Raw genomic sequence first — 16,585 nt, forward strand, 5'->3', positions numbered from 1 at the left:
TGAGACTTCGAACACCTCCCCCAACGGCATGGGAGCCTCGTGCGTTGCGCACCCCGTCGGCGTCACCCGATCGGTGGCGGAGCTGAAAACGCTCAGTGTCTCGCTCCTCAAACGACCGCCCACAACGCCGCTGTGTGCGCGAGTGGATTCGCCGGTTCTGCCTGGGCCAAGCAGCACAACATTGACGGATATGTCACGGTGGACATCCGGAAGGGGAAAGGATCGACTGAAGCCAACAAAATTCCAGGGGCCAGTGGCGGCAAGGATGCCGAGAATGATGGCTAAGGGCTGTCCCGTAACTGGCGGCATGACTCTGTGTGTTGTCAGCCGGACGTGGGACGCGGGTCTGGCGCGCTGATATTCAAGGCGTCTACTGAGGTGGCCGGACTACGCTGGCCGAGTGATTGAGGACGGTTCCACTGACCGCGGCAGTGTGACGACGGTGCGACGGATCGGCGCGACGATCCGTAGGCCGACAGGCGCGTGGACCCCTGCCGTGCACGCCCTGCTGAGCCACCTGGAGGCGGTGGGATTTAGCAGGGCTCCCCGCGCGTTGGGTACCGTCGGCACCGACGAGGTGCTGTCGTTGCTCTATGGCGAGCCCGCATTCGCGCCCTGGCCAGAAGCTTTGCGCTCCTCAGACGGAGTTGGTGAGCTGGGCCGTTGGCTGCGGGGATACCACGATGCCGTCCGGACCTTCCGGCCGTCGGTCGATGCCCACTGGCAGGGCCAGGAAGAAGAGTGGCAGCCAGGCATGGTGATCCGGCACGGAGACCTCGGCCCATGGAACTCGATCTGGGACGGTGGCCAGCTCATCGGCTTCATCGATTGGGACTTCGCGGCACCCGGCCATGCCATTGACGACTTGGCCCAACTCGCCTGGTACGCCGTCCCGCTGCGGCCCATCGAGCAGCAGCGACGGGCGTCGGTCACTGGCTCCAGCACCCTGCAGGTTCGCCTTCATGCGCTCTGTACTGCATACGGGGAACAGCCAGTGGCTGTGATCGAGGCGTTGGACGCTCTTCAGTCCCGCGAGGCCGCGCGCATCGAACGTCTCGGCAGGCAAGGCGCCGAGCCGTGGGCGACCTTCCTCGTCCGCGGTGACGCGGCTGAGATGTTGGCCGAGCAGTGTTGGATACGCTCGGAGCGAGACGCGCTCTTGGGCACTGGGCGCAAGTGAAAACCTTCTCCGGCTCGTAGACCACGGTGAGATGATCTTGGCGTGGCTGGTGTGATCACGGCGTCGGAGTCGTCCTGGATAACCCCGTTCTCCGGGATGAGCCCCCGTCAGTTCAGCAAGCTGGTCACCGCTCTGCGGCGCGAGGGCGCGGATCCGGTGCGCAAGGGCCGGCCGTGGAGTCTGTCTCTGGAGGACCGTGTGCTCCTGGTCGCCGCCTACTGGCGGACGAATCTGACGCTGCGCCAACTGGCCCCGCTGTTCGGGGTGTCCAAGTCGGCAGCCGACCGCATCATCGACCACCTCGGGCCGACGCTCGCGCTCCAGCAACGCCGACGGTTCCGCAAGGGCACCGTGCTGATTGTGGACGGCACCCTGGTCCCCACCCGCGACCACCAGGTGGCGGAGAAGTCGAAGAACTACCGCTACTCCACTAACCACCAGGTCGTCATAGACGCCGACACCCGGCTCGGGGGGGGGGGGGGGGGGGGGGGCGGGGGGGGGGGGGCGGCGGCCGCGCCCGCGCCCGCGCCGCCCGCCGCCACCCCCACGCCCCCAGCTCCCCCCCACCCACCACCCCGCGCCGTTGACGTCCCCGCCCGCCGGGGGGGGGGGGGGGGGGGGCCGCCCCGGGGGCCGCCCCCCCCCCCACGACTGCACGGCGTGGGAACTGTCCGGAGCCAAGGATGCCGTCGGCAACACAACAGTGATCGCAGATGGCGGCTACCGAGGCACCGGCCTGGTCATCCCACACCGCCGCGAACGAGGTCAGGCCGAACTCCCGGCCTGGAAGGAGGAACACAACACCTCCCACCGCAAGGTCCGCGCCCGCGTCGAGCACGTCTTCGCCCGCATGAAGACCTGGAAGATTCTCCGCGATTGCCGCCTGAGAGGCGACGGCGTTCAGCACGCCATGCTCGGCATCGCACGCCTGCACAACCTCGTTCTTGCCGGGTGACGTGGAATCCAGCAGGTCGCTCAACCTGCAAAAGATCATTTACGGGACAGCCCTTAAGAAGGTGCCCGGAGCGCGTCCACCGGTTCCATCCGGGCGGCGCGCAGCGACGGGTAGAGACCGGCGAGCAGACCGACAAGGGCTCCGGCGAGCGGGGCGCCGAGGGCGAGGTTCAGGTCCAGGACCGGGGTCCACTCCTTGAAGACGGCGACACACACCACGACGGCGATGCCCAGGGCCGCGCCGACGATGCCGCCGAGCAGGCCGATCGTCGTCGACTCCAGGAGGAACTGGCCGGCCACCTGCCGTCGCGAGGCGCCCAGCGCGCGCCGCAGCCCGATTTCGCCGACCCTTTCCATCACCGTCACCAGGGTGACGTTGGCGATGCCGATCGCGCCCACTACCAGAGAGACCAGGCCGAGGACGAGGAAAAGGCCGTTGACGTCGTTCTGGACACCGTTTCGAGCCTTGGACAGGTCGGCCGGCGCCGCCACGGCGAGGGAGTTCTGCTGCCCGGGGGCCAGGGCGATCGGAGCCTGGCGTGCCACCTGCCGGGCCGCGCCGAGCGCGGTGTTGATGAGTACCTGGGTGACGTCCTCCAGGCCGAGGCGGTCCGCCGCGGTGGTGGGCGGGAGCATCACCGCGGTGGACAGGCGCTGCTCGCGCCTGATGCCGCCGAGGATGCCGATGACGGTGTACGACTGGCCCTGGAAGAAGATCGCCGGGGAGTCCTCCACCCGCTTGATGCCGAGCAGCCGTGCCGCTTGGTCGCCGAGGACCGCCACCTGGGCGTGCCGGGCGATGTCGCCGGCGTCGTAGAACCGTCCCGAAGTCATCGCACCGCGTACCCCGGCAGGCAGGCCTGCCGAGGCGGCCACCACGGCCAGGGTCTGGCCGGAGACGTCGCCGGGCGCTTTCACGTCGTTGGACCGCACCTGGATGCTGTTGGTCAGTGGGGAGTCGGCGAGGGCGGCGGCCGAGTCCACGCCGGCCAGCCGCCGGACGGCGTCGGTCCCTGACCAGTCCACCAGTGGCTCGTCTTCCGAGCCGGCCGCCGCAGACGGCACGGTCACAGTCACCGAGGTAGCGGTGAGCGCGTCGAACCGGCCGACGATCTGGTTGCCGGCCGTGGAGGCCACCCCGATGGTGATGACCAGCGTGGTGATGCCGAGCACGGTGCCGAGTGTGGTCAGGGCGGATCGTACGGGGCGGGCCATGACGCCCGCGAGAGCTTCCGTCCACAGGTCCCGGGGGTCCATCCAGGGGCGTTCGATGCGGGCCCCGGCCGGTGTCGCCTTCGCCCTCGTCCGTGCCCTCCCCAGCGCCCTCGTCGCGAGTTTCACTCGGGCTCCTGCGTGAGTCGGCCGTCGGTGATGCGGACACGCTGGCCCGCGCGGCGGCTGACCGTCTCGTCGTGGGTGATGAGTACCAGGGTCATGCCCTGGGCGCACAGGTCGTCGAAGAGTTCCAGCACGGAGAGGGTGTTCTCGCTGTCCAGGTTGCCGGTCGGCTCGTCGCAGAGCAGCAGCGCGGGATCGCTGATCAACGCCCGTGCGATGGCGACCCGTTGGCGTTCGCCGCCGGAGAGCCGGTCGGGCCTGAAGCCCGACCGGTGCCCGAGCCCGACCCGGTCCAGCGCCTCGCGGGCGCGGGCCAGACGGGTACGGCGGCCGAGCCCCGGGCGTGGCCTGCGGTACGCCTCGGCCAGCATGACGTTCTCGTCGACGGTGCGGTACGGCAGGAGGTGGAAGGACTGGAACACGAACCCGATACGGCTGCCGCGCAGCGCGGTGCGTTCGAGGTCGCCGAGCCCGGTGGTCTCGACGCCGTCGAGCCGGTAGGTGCCGGAGGTGGGCCGGTCGAGCAGGCCCAGCGTGTTGAGCAGCGTCGACTTCCCCGAGCCGGATGGTCCGACGATCGAGAGGTGCTCGCCGCGCCGGACGGTCAGGTTCACGCCGCGCAGCGCGTGCACCGGGGGCTCGGAGTCGAAGGTCCGCTCCACACTGGTGAGTTCGATGACGGCGGTCGCATCGGAGACGACGGGGATGGGGACGGTGGCGAGGTCGGGGCCGGGGACCGGGACAGGGCCGGGGGTCACTCGCCCACCACCACCTTGTCGCCCTGCTCCAGCGTGCCGCTGGTCGGCTTGACCTCGACGAGACCGGCCGCGGAGAGCCCGACGGTGACATGGACGTCGCTCAGTCTGCCGCCGCGCTCGACCTGCACCCGGACGTTTCCGTCGGACGAGGTGCGGATCGCGGCGAGCGGCACGACCAGCACCTTGCCGTCCGAGGCGCCGATCTTGATGGTCACCTTCACCGCGGCCTCGGCCTCGTCGGCCAGTTCGCCCGAGTTGGGTACGGAGATCCGCAGCTGGACCGGGGCCGAGGAGTCGGTGGCGGAGGTGCCGGCGGATTCGCTCCCGGTGTCCCCCGTGGTCGTCCCGGTGGATCCCTCGCTGTCCCCGTCCGAGCCCGTCGCCGTGGTCGTCGAGGACGCGGCGTCGGCGCCGAGCGCCGACACCGTGCCAGCCGCCTTCTTGCCGGCCGTCGTCGTCAGCTCGACGGCCATGCCCTTCCGCAGCAGTTCGGCGTCCGCGCCGGGGACGACCGCCTGCACCTCCAGGTCGGAGCTGGTCACGGTGCCGATCGGGCCGGACGCGGTGTCCCCCGTCTTCACCGTCACCTTGTTCAGCCGTACGGGCAGCTTCGGGAAGAAGACGACCTCGCCGGCCGGGACCTTCGTCCCATAGGAGGCCTGGAAGGTGCTGAGCGCGGCGTTCGCCAAGTTCAGCGCCTTCCTCGCGGATTCGAGCTGCAGTTGGTGGATCTGCGCGTCGGTGCTGGACTGCGGGTTCGGCGAGCTCGTACTGCCGCTCGCGCCCGCATCCGTCCCCGCCGCTGTCCCTGTCTCCGTTTCGCCGCCGCCGCTGCTGCTCGCGCTGTTGGTCGTGAGCAGCGTCTGCTGGGCGGCGGACACCGCCTGCTGCAACTGGCCCAGTTGCTGCTGGTCGTCCGCGCTGGGCTTCTGGGCCTCGTACCCCTTGCTCGAGTACCAACTGGTGACCGCCGCCGCGGTGCCCTGGCCGTAGTTGCCGCTGATCGATCCGGAAAGGAATCCGAGCCGGTGCAACGCTTTCTGGAGCTGCTTCACATCGTCGCCGGAGGCACCTGGGCCCAGCGCCCGGTACATCGGTACGGTTCCGCTCAGCGCGAGCACCGGACGGCCGTTGACCGCCATCAGTACGTCGCCCTCCTTGACCTTGGTACCGGCGACCGGTGCCTTGGTGATCCGCTGCTCCGCGCCCTCGCCGCCCGCGGTCGCGGACGCCCCTGTGCCGACCGCGCCGGCCAGCGCGAGCGGACGCGGCGAGGCGAACTCGACGGACCCCGACGCCACCACGGTCGCGGTAAGGGACTGCCGCTGGACGGCCACGGTCACCGGGCCGGCCTTCGGCGCGGTGTGCGCGGCGGCGGCGTCGGCGGGCGAGCGCACCTGCGTGCCGGCGATCCAGCCGCCCGCGCCGACCAGGACCACCGCCCCGACCAGCGCGCCCAGGTGCTTACGGCTGCTGAACCGGCTCATGCGTTGTCTCCGTAGTACGGGTGGGCCTTCTCCTTGGGGAAGTAGGCGGCCCGGAACTTCTTGCCGCACTCCAGGTCCTTCAGGGAGAGGTCGATCTCCTTGGTGAGCAGCGGCAGCGCCTCCGCCTTGGACATGCTGAAGTGGTTCTCCGGAACGTTCTGCTCCATCCGCACCATGTCGGACATACCGGTCGGCTGGGTGGTGCTGACCGGGATGCCCTGCGCCTTCAGACAGGTGGCGTACCCCTGGGCGAGCTGCACCAGTTGGGCGTCGCCGTTGAGCTCGAGACCGTTCGCACGGTTCGCCTCCGCCTTGGCGTTCTCCGCCTTCTTCTCCTCGGCGGCGCTCAGCGCGTGTCCGTTCACGGCTATCGACGCCTTGAGTTGGCAGCCGCCGATCTTCTCGTCCGCCTTGGACTTGGCCTGGGGGCCCGACAGCGCCTCCTCGTACGCCTTCTGCTGGGCGGGGGTGAGCCCCTTCTCGTCGTCGTCGGCGACGGCGTCGGCCCGCTTTTCTCCCGCCTTCCCTCCGGGGTTGCTGAAGGGGGCATTGGGGTCGTCGGGGTAGACGGCGGCGGCGTAGTTGCCGAACCCGTACTTTTCCCGGGACTTCTTCGCCGCCGCGTAGTCCTCCGCGTCCAGCCCGGCGAAGGAGTCGTCGCCGCTCGCCGTCACCACGTGCGGTGTGTAGGTGAAGCCCTGCTTCTTCATGCAGGCCGCGAGGGTGTTCTGCTGGATGTACGTCTTCTTGGTCTCGGCGTCCGCGCCGTCCGGGACGGTGAGCTGCACTGCCCCGTCGGCGTTCGTCGTACTGTCGTTCGCCGCGTTCGCACCGCCGGCCGTGGAGTCGGAGCTCGTGCCGGTCTTGTCGCTCGAACCGCCGCAGGCGGCCAGGACCGGCAGCAGGCCGATCACCAGGGCGGTCGCCACAGAAACGCGGACCCTCTTCGGCATGCTCTTGTGTGCGTTCATGGTGGATGAGGCTGGACCCGCAGTGTGATGGCAACAGGCCCGGAGTGTGATCAAACGGCAACAGCCGATGGCGGCGACAGGACGCCGGGTCCGCCCACCCGCCCGCGAGTATGTGATCGTCCGGTAACAGCACCGGCCTGGCCTGGCGTTGTACGGATACTGAGCACATGCCACGTGTCCTGCTCATCGAAGACGACCGCGCTGTTCGTGAGGGTGTCCAACTCGCGCTGCGCCGCCAGGGGCACGACGTCGCCGCCGCCGGGACGGGTGAGGACGGGCTGGAACAGCTGCGGTCGTTCCGGCCGGACGTCGTCGTCCTCGATCTGATGCTGCCCGGCCTGTCCGGGCTCGATGTGTGCCGCCGCATCCGCGGGGCCGACGACCAGGTTCCGATCATCATGGCGACCGCCCGGGGCGACGACGTGGACATCGTGGTCGGACTCGAAGCGGGAGCCGACGACTACGTCGTCAAGCCCGTCCAGGCCCGCGTGCTCGAAGCCCGTATCCGTGCCGTCCTTCGACGGGTCGGCGGCACACCCTCCGACGGAACCACGCCGAAGACAGAAACCCATGGAGAACTGACCATCGACCGGGCCGCGCTGACCGTCACCCACCAGGGCGCACCGGTCGCCCTCGCCCCCTCCGAACTACGGCTCCTGCTCACCCTCTCCGCCTCGCCCGGTCAGGTGTTCAGCCGGCAGCAGCTCCTGGAAGCCGTCTGGGAACACAGCTACCACGGCGACTCACGGCTGGTGGACGCCTGCGTCAAACGGCTGCGCACCAAGATGGGCGAGCCTCCGGGACAGCCCCGCTACATACAGACCGTGCGCGGCTTCGGCTACCAGTTCAGATCACGGTGAAGGCGCCCCCGCCGCTGCGCGGCCTGCGCGGCCGGCTGCTGGTGGCCTTCGTGCTGGTCGCCTGCGTCTCCACCCTGACGACCGGCGCCCTGACGTTCCGGGAAGCTCGTACGGGGGTGCTCCAGCAGAGCCAGGACGGGGTGATCGGGCAGTTCCGCGACCATGTCGGCACCCTCGCCGCCGACCTCGACTTTCCCCCGGACCAGAACCAACTGAACCTGTTCGCGCAGCAGTTGGCGCGCTCCGAACCGTTGCAGAACTGGCGCGTGCTGGCCACTTACGGCGGCCTGAGCGCCACCTCCTCACCGCAGGACCCGTTCGAGCAGCTGACGTCCGACCTGCGCACAGCCGTGGCCTCCGGCGAGAACACCGTCTTCCAGCGGGTGACAAGACACGGCAGCCCCGCACTCGTCGTCGGCCTGCCGGTCACCTTCGGTACCGCGGAGCGGCCCACGTCCGACCCGTCCGGGCTCGACGTCTTCCTGACGGTGCCGCAGACCACCGAACAGGCCTACGTCCAGGCCCTGGTCCCCGCCGTCGAGCGCGCCACGGTGCCCGCGCTGATCCTGGCCGTCCTGCTCGCGCTGCTGGCCGCCCGTGGCGTACTGCGGCCGGTACGCGAGCTGCGCCGGGCCACCCGCAGCATCGCCGAGGGCCACCTCGACACCCGGCTCGCCGTCAACGGCTCCGACGAACTCGCCGACCTCTCCCACACCTTCAACGAGACCGCCGCCGCGCTGGAGGAGTCGGTCTCCGAACTGCGCCGCATGGAGGCACGCGCCCGCCGCTTCGCCGCCGACGTCTCCCACGAACTGCGCACCCCTCTGGCCGCCATGTCCGCGGTCACCGACATCCTCGACGAGGACGCGGTCCATCTCGACCCCGACACCGCCACCGCCGTACGGCTCATCAGCGAGGAAACCGTCAAACTGGCCCGCCTGGTGGAGGACCTCATGGAGATGTCCCGCTTCGACGCGGGCGCGGCCAGTCTGCACCTGGACGAGATCGACCTCGCGGACTCCGTCCGGCGCACCCTCGCCTCCCGCGCCTGGCTGGAGACGGTCGAGGCACGGCTTCCACCGCCGGGCACACTCCGCGGCAGCCTCGACCCGCGCCGCCTCGACGTGATCGTCGCCAACCTGGTGGGGAACGCCCTCCGGCACGGCGGACGCCCCGTACGGTTGCACCTCTTCGAGTGGGAACACCCGGACGACGGGCGGCGGGCGGTCATCGAAGTGCTGGACAGCGGACCGGGCATCCCCGAAAGCGTCCTGCCCCACGTCTTCGACCGCTTCTACAAATCGGACACGGCCCGCACCAGGACCGAGGGCAGCGGCCTCGGACTCGCCATCACCGCGGAGAACGTCCACCTGCACGGCGGCACCATCCAGGCGGCGAACGGTGCGCACGGCGGCGCCGTCTTCACCGTAGAGCTCCCGCTGCGACAGGACGAGCCACGACCAGTACCGGCCGAACCGGCCGAGGGGAGCCATCCGTGAGCTCTGTCCACCGGGCCGTCCGGCCCGCGCTGCTTCTTCTCGCGGGGGCGCTCCTGCTCGGCGCCTGCGGCATCCCCACGACCGGTGTGGTGGGCTCGGGGGAACCCGCCACCGGTGTCCGGTCGACCATCACGCTCTACTTCACGGGCAAGGGCGGCCTGGTCGCGGTCCCCCGCAGGATCCCCCAGCGGCCCAGCGTCGAAGCGGCCGTACGACTGTTGTTCCAGGGCCCGACCAGATCCGAACTGAGCGTGGGCATGGGCAGCCTGCTGCGGAAGCTGAAGAAGGGTCCGACGGTCCGGGCCGATGGCGCCAAGGTGTCGATCGAGCTGCGCTTCGACGACCCGTCGGATTTCGCGGCCACTGTCAAGCCGCTGGTCGGGGACGCCCTCGCTCAGGTGGTCTGTACGGCCGCCGGTGCCCACCATGCCGAAGACCCGGACGTCGTATCGGTGGAGGTGGTCATCAAGGCCACCGTGACAGGCGCCAAGAGTCCTTGGAGCGCCGAAGGGCGCGACGCGACCTGCCCCGCCCAGGCCCGGAGGTCTGCCGCCGCCTCCCGTTCCGGATAGACGTGTCGCTGCCCTGCGCCTGGGAACCGGGCTGTTTCGGTGGCACTGGCCCTGACCCAGGGCTTCGGCGTAGTCGCCGGGTATCCGGTTCATGACGGTCCGCCGGGGAGAGCGGAACAGGCACGGCTTACAAGATCATGGAGTTCTCGACGCCCCGTGATCTGCCTGGAAGACCGTGCCTGCCGAAGCATCATCGCTGATCCCGTCTGTCCTTGACCAACTCCGCGAGCATCCAGAGGCCGAGCCGGAAGAAGTGCCCGAACTGCTGGGCCGCCTCGCCCAGGTGCCCGATCCGCGTGATCCCCGTGGAGTGCGCCACGCTCCGGTGGGCGTCCTTGCCCTGGCCGCGTGCGCGGTGCCGGTGGGGGGCAACGTCGCTGCCGGCGGTCGGCAAATGGATCACCGACGTTGCACCCCACGTACGGGAACACGTCGGCGTGCGACTCGACCCCCTGTTCCCCCAACGGTCCTTGCCCGCGGAAACGACGGTCCGACGACTGCCGGCCCGGATCGACGGCGACGCACTGGACCTGGCAGTCGGCCGCTGGCTCGCCGGCCGCCGCAACCGAACCCAGGGCCGACTGCGCGGCCCGGCGGTCGACGGCAAGAGCCTTCGCGGAGCGGCCAGGGCCAACGGCCGCAATCCACCTGCTCGCAGCCCTGGAGCACACCACCGGCCTGGCCCTGGCCCAGCTGGACGTCGGCGAGAAGACGAACGAGATCACCTGCTTCAAGCCGCTGCCGGAGACCATGGCCGACCTGGCCGGGGTGGTCGTCACCAGCGACGCCATGCACGCCCAACGCGAGCAAGCCGACTACCCCCTCGGCCGTGAAGCCCACTACATCGTGATCGTCAAGGGCAACCAGAAGAAGCTCCGCAAGCAGCTCAGATCCCTTCCGTGGACAGAGATCCCGCTGCAGGGCCGCGTGCGGGGCATCGGCCACGGACGCTCGGAGATCCGACGGATCAAGGTGGTCACGGTCGACAGCCTGCTCTTCCCGGAGCCCGGCAGGCCGTGCAGATCAAGCGCCGCCGCACCGACCGCAAGACCGGCAGGACCACCATCAAGACCGTTTACGCCGTCACCGGCCTCACCGCCGAGCAGGCCAACCCCGCCCAGCCGGCGACCCTGATCCGTGATCACTGGCAGATCGAGGCCCTGCATCACGTCAGAGACACCACGTTCGCCGAAGACGCCTCACAGCTGCGAACCGGCAACGCGCCCCGGGCGATGGCCACTTGGCGCAACCTCGCCACCGGCGCCCTGCGGCCGGCCGGCGCGACCAACATCGCCGCAGCTCTGCGACACAACGCCCGCAACGCGGACCGCCCGCTCGCCCCGCTCGGCCTCAAGTAATCACGAAACGGACGCCCGCCGACTACGCCGAAGCCCTGGATTCGGAGAGCCTCCGCTACTCCGTTACCCATCCCCAAACTGATTGAGAAGACCCCGGGTGGTAGGTGTGACAGCAGCCGGGAGGTGCTGGCGGTGGGCATGCTGAGTACGGTGTCGCCCGGTTCATCCGTGACGAGGAAGGCATCGGCCTCTGCTCGCGCCGCCCGCTCGTCTCCAGGGCGGCAGTCAGGGGCCGCTCTGGTAGCGGGCGTCGCTCGACTCTTGCCGCACGTAGGAGCGCATGTTCTCGTCGATGGTCAGTGCGAGGAACTCGTTCGCCCTTTGCGTGAGGGCAGGTTCACTGACATCCGCATGCATCAACCCGATACGTCCCCAGCGCCGGATCTTCTCAGGGCGCCAGTGGTGCGGCGCGAAGGCTTCTGTGCGTTGGAATGAAAATCCGCTGCGAACGGGTTCGGATTTTGTCCTTGAACTGGCGCGATCATCGTCTACACCCTCAGCGCGATCTTGCCGGGCCTCATTGAGGCCGAATTGAGGCCGCAAGGACAGGAACAGACCGACAAGGGCTGACGAGCCCCAACATGGATAACCGTATCTGACCTGAGAAAACGTCAAGGATGGGCGTTGATCGGCAGGGACCGCCAAGATCCTCAAAGGACTCATAATCCGTCGGCCGTGGGTTCGAGTCCCACCCGCCCCACCTGTGCAGGCTTCTGACCTGCGGAAACGTTCATTTTTGGGTGTCGGATCGTCAACTTTGCCTGGACGGACTGGATCCGCTGCTCGTGAGTTCGACTCCGTTGCCGTCAGCGTTAGTTGAGGTCACTCTGACCTGCGCAGACGAATCGGCCCATGGCTGGAGGATGGCGTCGTGGGTGGGCTGTGTGGGCGTCTGGACGTCGAATTCTGGACGCTGGCTGGACGCGAGGAATCAGCAGTGCTGCCCAGGGACCTTCGAGTGGGCGGGCCTGCCGGGTCGGCGGGGCACGGACGCAGTCCGAATGGCGTGTGGTCCGAGTTGGGACGCGAAAACAGCCCGTACTGGAAACGGCCCAGAGAGGACCGACAGGCGGGGCGGAGCGGCCGGGCTGGGCGGCTCCCGCACATTCAGCCGCCGGTCTTCCTGCTCATCCCGTTCCTCCCGGGGCAGCGACGCCTACCGCTGAGGCGAGACGTGGTCCGCTGCCCAGGGCCGCCGAGCGCGTGCTGCTGGTGATCGCCGACGACGTGACGTGGCTCGACAAGGCCGACGCGGCCGTCGTCGGGTTCGTCGTACGGCGCGTCACGGACGCTCCGATGTCGAGCACGACCTTGCCCGGCAGTGCGGCGGCGGGAAAGCTCCCGGTAGGGAGCCGGCAGGTTGCCCATCACGACCCGGTCACCGGCGCGGGCCGCCTCCTCGGGTGTTGCGGCGCGGGCTCGCCGGCCGAGCTCGGCCACCGTCTCTGCCAGGGTCTGGGGACCGCGGGATTTGGACAGTAGGACGTCGGCCGACCGCGATCGCGAGCCGGGCGGGGTTTGTGACGAACGACGGCCTGCTGCGCCCCGATCTCATCGCCGAGGATCTGGTTCTGTTCAGCGGCTCCCTGAGCCAGGCCGCCCTGACGACCGGCGACAGCCATCCGGGCCAGGGGCGCCGCCTCCTGCGTATCTCCCGACCGCCTCAGCAGCCGCAACACCGCACCCCTACGAGTCTCGGTGACAGGGAGTACAGCTCTCACCGCAGCGGGCGCTGTTCGCGCGAAGACGCCGGATCAAGAAGAAGAGACCGACCTCTTGCGGGAGGTCAGGCCGGCCTCGTTCGCCGACGATCCGGCCGTCGGTCATGTAGTAGAAGCTCATGGCCTGCACCGAGATCTTGTTGCCGAAGTGTCACCTGATGACCACCGGGTGACCGCCACCCGCCCGGCGTTTTGTCGGATCCCGGGAAACGATGGGAGACGTCACCGCGAGCAACCAGCCGCCGAAGCACCGCGCGAACACCCGAACCGCGCTGGAAGGACATGCCATGACCGCTACCGCTCCCAAGGCTCCGACTGCACCAGGGGTGCGGTCCTGGTGGGGAATCCCGTACGCCACCGCCGAGCGGTACCGCAGCCCCGTGGTCGCGGATTTCGATCCGAACCGTCCCTATGACCGCAAGGGCGTCGTCTCTGTCCAGCCCGACAGTGGCGACTGGCTGGAAGCGGACAGCGGGATGGGCGAGGACTGTCTGAACCTGAACGTGTGGGCTCCCGAGCAGCCGGCCGGGAAGGCGCTTCCGGTGGCCGTGTACATCCATGGCGGCGGATTCGAGTACGGCGCGAACACGCAGGTCACCTCGAACGCCTCCGGTCTCGCCGCGTCGGGGCGCGTGGTGGGTGTGTCGGTCAACTACCGGCTCGGCGCGCTGGGTGCGCTCTCGCTGTCGCAGTACGGCGGGCGGCTCGCCGAGGCCAGTAACCTCTGCCTACAGGATGTCATCGCCGCGCTGACCTGGATCAAGCAGAACATCGCCCACTTCGGCGGCGACCCCCACAACGTCACCGTCTACGGCCACAGCGGCGGCGCCTATGCCACCTTCGGGCTGCTCGGCGCCGCCTCCGCAGGCGGCCTGTACCGGCGGCTGGCCGGCTTCTCCGCCGGGCCCTCGCGTCTCCAGCCGGCCTGGTGGGCCGAGGAACTCGCCCACCGGTTCGTCACCGAGCTCGGCGTCGCGGACAACCCGGAGAAGCTGCTCGACCTTGATACGGCCTCCCTGGTGGCTGCCCTGCACAAGGTCACCCCGACGGACCTCGGAGTCCGTGGCGGGATGGACAGCAAGAGCCTCGGCGTCGTCCTGGACGCCGGACAGCCCGGCGCGGTGCTGCACGCCCACCCCATGGACGAACTCGCCTCGGGCGCACACCGTGATGTCGACGTGCTGCTGAGCATGGCCAGTGACGACATGGGCTGGTGGGTGGCGAACGACCTCCACCGGTTCGACCCGCACACCGTCGACCGCATCGTCGACGAGGTCGCCGGGTGGCGCATTCCCCGTTCCCGCGCCAAGAAGATCGTCGACGCCTACGACCAGGGCGGCCGCACCCCTGCCGAAGTCCGCGCCGCACTCCTGTCGGACTACATCTTCGGGCTCCCCGCAGCCCGCGGCGCCCTGGCGCACACCGCGGCGGGCGGCAACGCCCATCTCCTGATGATCGGGCCCGCCGAGGGCGCGCCCGCCGTGCACGGCACCGAGATGTACGCGCTGGTCGGCCAGGAGCGGCCGGGCCGCAGCGCGGAACAGGCCGAGCGTGACAAGCGTATCCGCGACATCGTGCTCGACTTCGCCACCGGCGAGCAGCCCCGGCTGTGGCCCGCCGTCACTAACCGGCCCACCTCGGAAAGCGTCGGCAACCCTCCCTTCGAGGCCACCACCCACTATCAGCAGGCCCTCGACCTGTGGGAGGGCATCGACCGCCCCTGACGGGCATCGGGCGATACCCAACCGCGCACCACGGGGGGCGAACAGAGTGAGGAATCCGACATGAGCCAACCGACAGCAGTCGGCGAGGCCGCACCAGCCACGATGCGGGCCGTCGTCGTCACCCGGCCCGGCGGCCTCGACGCACTGAAGATCCAGGATGTGCCGGTGCCTGTCCGCAAGCCCGGCTGGGTGCGGATCAGGGTGAAGGCGTTCGGCGTCAACGAGTCCGAGGTCACCACCCGCAAGGGCGAGTCGGATGCGGAGGTCAGCTACCCGCGTGTGCCCGGCATCGAGGGCGTCGGCGTGGTCGATGAGGCCGATGAGGACAGCGGGCTGCGGCCGGGACAGCAGGTGGCCACGATGATGGGCGGCATGGGCCGCTCCTACGACGGCACGTACGCCCAGTACGTGAGCGTCCCAGCCGGGCAGGTCATCCCGTTCGAGTCCGCTCTGCCGTGGGAGGTCGTCGGTGCGCTGCCGGAGATGTTCCAGACCGCCTACGGATCGCTGACCACCGGCCTGGACCTCAAGGCCGGGCAGACGCTGCTGATCCGCGGCGGCACCTCCACGGTCGGGCTGAGCGCGGCCACGATCGCGAAGGACCTCGGAGCCATCGTGCTGTCCACCACCCGCAGCCCCGGTCGGGCCGGGGAATTGCGGGCCGCGGGCGTCGACCATCCACTCGTCGACAGCGGCACGATCGCCGACCAGGTGCGCGAGCTGATGCCGGAGGGTGTCGACGCCGTACTGGAGCTGGTGGGCTGCTCGGTTCTCGCCGACACCCTCCGCACCGTTCGCCGGCACGGCACGGTCTGCTTCACCGGAGCCCTGGCGGGCCAGTGGACGATCCCCGATTTCAGCCCGTTCATGATCCCGGGCGGGGTGCGGCTGACGTCCTATGGCGGTCAGGCAGCCGACCTCCCGGCCGACGTCTTCGCTCACCAGCTCCAGGCCATCGCCGCAGGACGCCTCAACGCCCCGGTCGCGAAGGTCTACCACGGCCTGGAACAGGTCCGTGACGCTCAGGCCGACGTCGAGTCCGGCACCACGCCGGGCAAGCACGTCGTCGTCCTGGACGACTGAGACCCGGGCAACCGAGAAACGACAACCAACCACTTTCGATGCGCGAGGGCCGTCAACGTAAGCGCCGGTGAGCACGAAATCCTGACACCGCGTGAGGCGCAAGGGGCGCCCGTGCCTGCCCCACCGGGCACCTGTTCCCCTGGCCAGGAGCTCTGATTCGTCAGCAGGATGTGCCCATGGGCAGCCGCAACGGCGGCCGGCACCGTTTCGGTAATGTTCGAGCAGGCTGCCGCCGGTCCGGGCGACCTCAGCGTGCTCGGGGGAAAAGCCGCTCGACAGCGGTCACCACCGCGGCGCGGCGGGCGGCGGTGGTGGGGTCCACGGCGTGTGTGGCGGCGGCCTCGCTGAGTTCGGGTTGTGACGCCCAGGTCGTGGCGATCTGGTTGACCAGGGCGAGGACGTCGGCCGGGTCCCAGGCGGAGTCGAGCTGTCCGGCCTGCTGCACCTGGCGTAGCAGGTCGATTTTGCGGGTGATCGCTGCCTGGGTGGGATCGTCGGCACCGGTAGCGGTGCCCGGCAGTTCGAGGCGGCCCCAGGTGATCAGGCGGTGGTGGTCTGGACGGGCGACGAAGTAGTCGAACAGGCGCCCCGCGTAGCCGGGGAGGTCGGTCGGGTCTATCTGGGTGGCCTCGGCGATGACGACATACTCCCGTGCAGCGACAGCGGCATAGAGCGCGTCTTTGCTGCGGAAGTAGGCGTAGACGCGTTCTTTGCTGGTCCTGGCGAGCTTGGCGATGCGGTCCACGCGGGCGCCGGCGATGCCGTGGCGGGCGAACTCCTCCATGGCGGCGGCAAGGATGCGCTCGCGCGTGGTGTCGCCGGGGGCGGCGGGAGCTGCGGTCTGGCCGAAGTCGCGGGACTGGGACATGGGCCCAGGATAGAGCACCGAACTGTTTGGTTTGGCATTCGGGTGATCGGCGCGTAGAGTCAAACGGAACAGTTCGGTTTGGCCTCTGGGGGTGAAGCCGGCGAACCACTGAGGGAGTGAGCGTTTTCAGCTCCGCCACCGATCGGGTGACGCCGACGGGGTGCGCAACGCACGAGGCTCCCATGCCGTTGGGGGAGGTGTTCGAAGTCTCA

General features: G+C 69.5%; 15 protein-coding genes and 1 pseudogene. 10 read left to right on the forward strand and 6 right to left on the reverse strand.

Features of this window, described 5'->3' with window-relative positions; translation table 11 throughout:
* The first annotated feature begins 400 nt into the window (after positions 1 to 400).
* Positions 401 to 1,180: a phosphotransferase gene (locus ACFXC1_RS50755; protein ID WP_381257175.1), complete on the forward strand. Its 780-nt coding sequence runs from the start codon at positions 401 to 403 to the stop codon at positions 1,178 to 1,180.
* 42 nt (positions 1,181 to 1,222) lie between these two features.
* A pseudogene (locus tag ACFXC1_RS50760) lies at positions 1,223 to 2,135 on the forward strand (transposase).
* 53 nt (positions 2,136 to 2,188) lie between these two features.
* Here the strand turns inward: ACFXC1_RS50760 and ACFXC1_RS50765 are convergent.
* The 4 genes from ACFXC1_RS50765 to ACFXC1_RS50780 are packed head-to-tail and all read right to left on the reverse strand — an operon-like array spanning position 2,189 to position 6,688.
* Positions 2,189 to 3,475, reverse strand: a complete 1,287-nt coding sequence (locus ACFXC1_RS50765) for an ABC transporter permease (RefSeq protein ID WP_381257177.1) — start codon at positions 3,473 to 3,475, stop codon at positions 2,189 to 2,191.
* A complete protein-coding gene (locus tag ACFXC1_RS50770) occupies positions 3,472 to 4,179 on the reverse strand; it encodes an ABC transporter ATP-binding protein (RefSeq protein WP_381257208.1) in 708 nt (235 codons plus the stop codon). The genes ACFXC1_RS50765 and ACFXC1_RS50770 overlap by 4 nt, the downstream gene beginning before the upstream one ends.
* A gap of 47 nt (positions 4,180 to 4,226) precedes the next feature.
* Positions 4,227 to 5,717: a peptidoglycan-binding protein gene (locus ACFXC1_RS50775; RefSeq protein ID WP_381257180.1), complete on the reverse strand. Its 1,491-nt coding sequence runs from the start codon at positions 5,715 to 5,717 to the stop codon at positions 4,227 to 4,229.
* Positions 5,714 to 6,688, reverse strand: coding sequence for a DcrB/PsbP domain-containing protein (locus ACFXC1_RS50780; RefSeq protein WP_381257183.1), 975 nt, complete (start codon positions 6,686 to 6,688; stop codon positions 5,714 to 5,716). Before ACFXC1_RS50780 ends, ACFXC1_RS50775 begins: the two co-directional genes overlap by 4 nt.
* A gap of 167 nt (positions 6,689 to 6,855) precedes the next feature.
* Here ACFXC1_RS50780 and ACFXC1_RS50785 point away from each other — a divergent pair, with 167 nt between their 5' ends.
* Genes ACFXC1_RS50785 through ACFXC1_RS50795 form a run of 3 tightly spaced genes read left to right on the forward strand, consistent with a single transcriptional unit; the run spans position 6,856 to position 9,619 of the window.
* Complete coding sequence (locus tag ACFXC1_RS50785; protein WP_381257186.1) at positions 6,856 to 7,548, forward strand: response regulator; 693 nt, start codon at positions 6,856 to 6,858, stop codon at positions 7,546 to 7,548.
* Positions 7,545 to 9,047, forward strand: a complete 1,503-nt coding sequence (locus ACFXC1_RS50790; RefSeq protein WP_381257188.1) for an ATP-binding protein — start codon at positions 7,545 to 7,547, stop codon at positions 9,045 to 9,047. Before ACFXC1_RS50785 ends, ACFXC1_RS50790 begins: the two co-directional genes overlap by 4 nt.
* Entirely contained in the window at positions 9,044 to 9,619 is a 576-nt protein-coding gene (locus ACFXC1_RS50795; RefSeq protein WP_381257191.1) for a hypothetical protein, read from the forward strand. Before ACFXC1_RS50790 ends, ACFXC1_RS50795 begins: the two co-directional genes overlap by 4 nt.
* 190 nt (positions 9,620 to 9,809) lie before the next feature.
* Here ACFXC1_RS50795 and ACFXC1_RS50800 read toward each other — a convergent pair whose 3' ends face one another.
* A complete protein-coding gene (locus tag ACFXC1_RS50800; protein WP_381257211.1) occupies positions 9,810 to 10,022 on the reverse strand; it encodes a hypothetical protein in 213 nt (70 codons plus the stop codon).
* On the opposite strand from ACFXC1_RS50800, the gene ACFXC1_RS50805 reads away from it, so the two are divergent.
* The 5 genes from ACFXC1_RS50805 to ACFXC1_RS50825 all read left to right on the forward strand — a co-directional run bounded on the left by ACFXC1_RS50805 (position 9,968) and on the right by ACFXC1_RS50825 (position 15,505).
* Positions 9,968 to 10,753, forward strand: coding sequence for an ISAs1 family transposase (locus tag ACFXC1_RS50805; RefSeq protein ID WP_381257194.1), 786 nt, complete (start codon positions 9,968 to 9,970; stop codon positions 10,751 to 10,753). The two genes, ACFXC1_RS50800 and ACFXC1_RS50805, sit on opposite strands and share 55 nt — an antisense overlap.
* Complete coding sequence (locus ACFXC1_RS50810) at positions 10,636 to 10,977, forward strand: hypothetical protein (RefSeq protein ID WP_381257214.1); 342 nt, start codon at positions 10,636 to 10,638, stop codon at positions 10,975 to 10,977. Before ACFXC1_RS50805 ends, ACFXC1_RS50810 begins: the two co-directional genes overlap by 118 nt.
* A gap of 1,203 nt (positions 10,978 to 12,180) precedes the next feature.
* Positions 12,181 to 12,459, forward strand: coding sequence for a hypothetical protein (locus tag ACFXC1_RS50815; RefSeq protein WP_381257197.1), 279 nt, complete (start codon positions 12,181 to 12,183; stop codon positions 12,457 to 12,459).
* A 526-nt stretch (positions 12,460 to 12,985) separates the two neighbouring features.
* The gene (locus ACFXC1_RS50820; RefSeq protein WP_381257200.1) at positions 12,986 to 14,422 is read left to right on the forward strand and encodes a carboxylesterase family protein; all 1,437 of its coding nucleotides are present in this window, start codon (positions 12,986 to 12,988) and stop codon (positions 14,420 to 14,422) included.
* Between the two features lie 60 nt (positions 14,423 to 14,482).
* Positions 14,483 to 15,505: an alcohol dehydrogenase catalytic domain-containing protein gene (locus tag ACFXC1_RS50825; protein ID WP_381257203.1), complete on the forward strand. Its 1,023-nt coding sequence runs from the start codon at positions 14,483 to 14,485 to the stop codon at positions 15,503 to 15,505.
* 247 nt (positions 15,506 to 15,752) lie between these two features.
* Here the strand turns inward: ACFXC1_RS50825 and ACFXC1_RS50830 are convergent, their stop codons facing one another.
* The gene (locus tag ACFXC1_RS50830) at positions 15,753 to 16,373 is read right to left on the reverse strand and encodes a TetR/AcrR family transcriptional regulator (protein WP_381257206.1); all 621 of its coding nucleotides are present in this window, start codon (positions 16,371 to 16,373) and stop codon (positions 15,753 to 15,755) included.
* Positions 16,374 to 16,585 lie beyond the last annotated feature (212 nt).

Origin of the sequence: Streptomyces hokutonensis (assembly GCF_042751305.1) — a bacterium.
In the GTDB taxonomy this organism is placed as follows: domain Bacteria; phylum Actinomycetota; class Actinomycetes; order Streptomycetales; family Streptomycetaceae; genus Streptomyces; species Streptomyces hokutonensis_A.

Coding starts and splice junctions, on each gene's coding strand:
- ACFXC1_RS50780 (WP_381257183.1), bottom strand. CDS start 6,688: ATGAACGCACACAAGAGCATGCCGAAGAGGGTCCGCGTTTCTGTGGCG.
- ACFXC1_RS50825 (WP_381257203.1), top strand. CDS start 14,483: ATGAGCCAACCGACAGCAGTCGGCGAGGCCGCACCAGCCACGATGCGG.
- ACFXC1_RS50785 (WP_381257186.1), top strand. CDS start 6,856: ATGCCACGTGTCCTGCTCATCGAAGACGACCGCGCTGTTCGTGAGGGT.
- ACFXC1_RS50830 (WP_381257206.1), bottom strand. CDS start 16,373: ATGTCCCAGTCCCGCGACTTCGGCCAGACCGCAGCTCCCGCCGCCCCC.
- ACFXC1_RS50775 (WP_381257180.1), bottom strand. CDS start 5,717: ATGAGCCGGTTCAGCAGCCGTAAGCACCTGGGCGCGCTGGTCGGGGCG.
- ACFXC1_RS50820 (WP_381257200.1), top strand. CDS start 12,986: ATGACCGCTACCGCTCCCAAGGCTCCGACTGCACCAGGGGTGCGGTCC.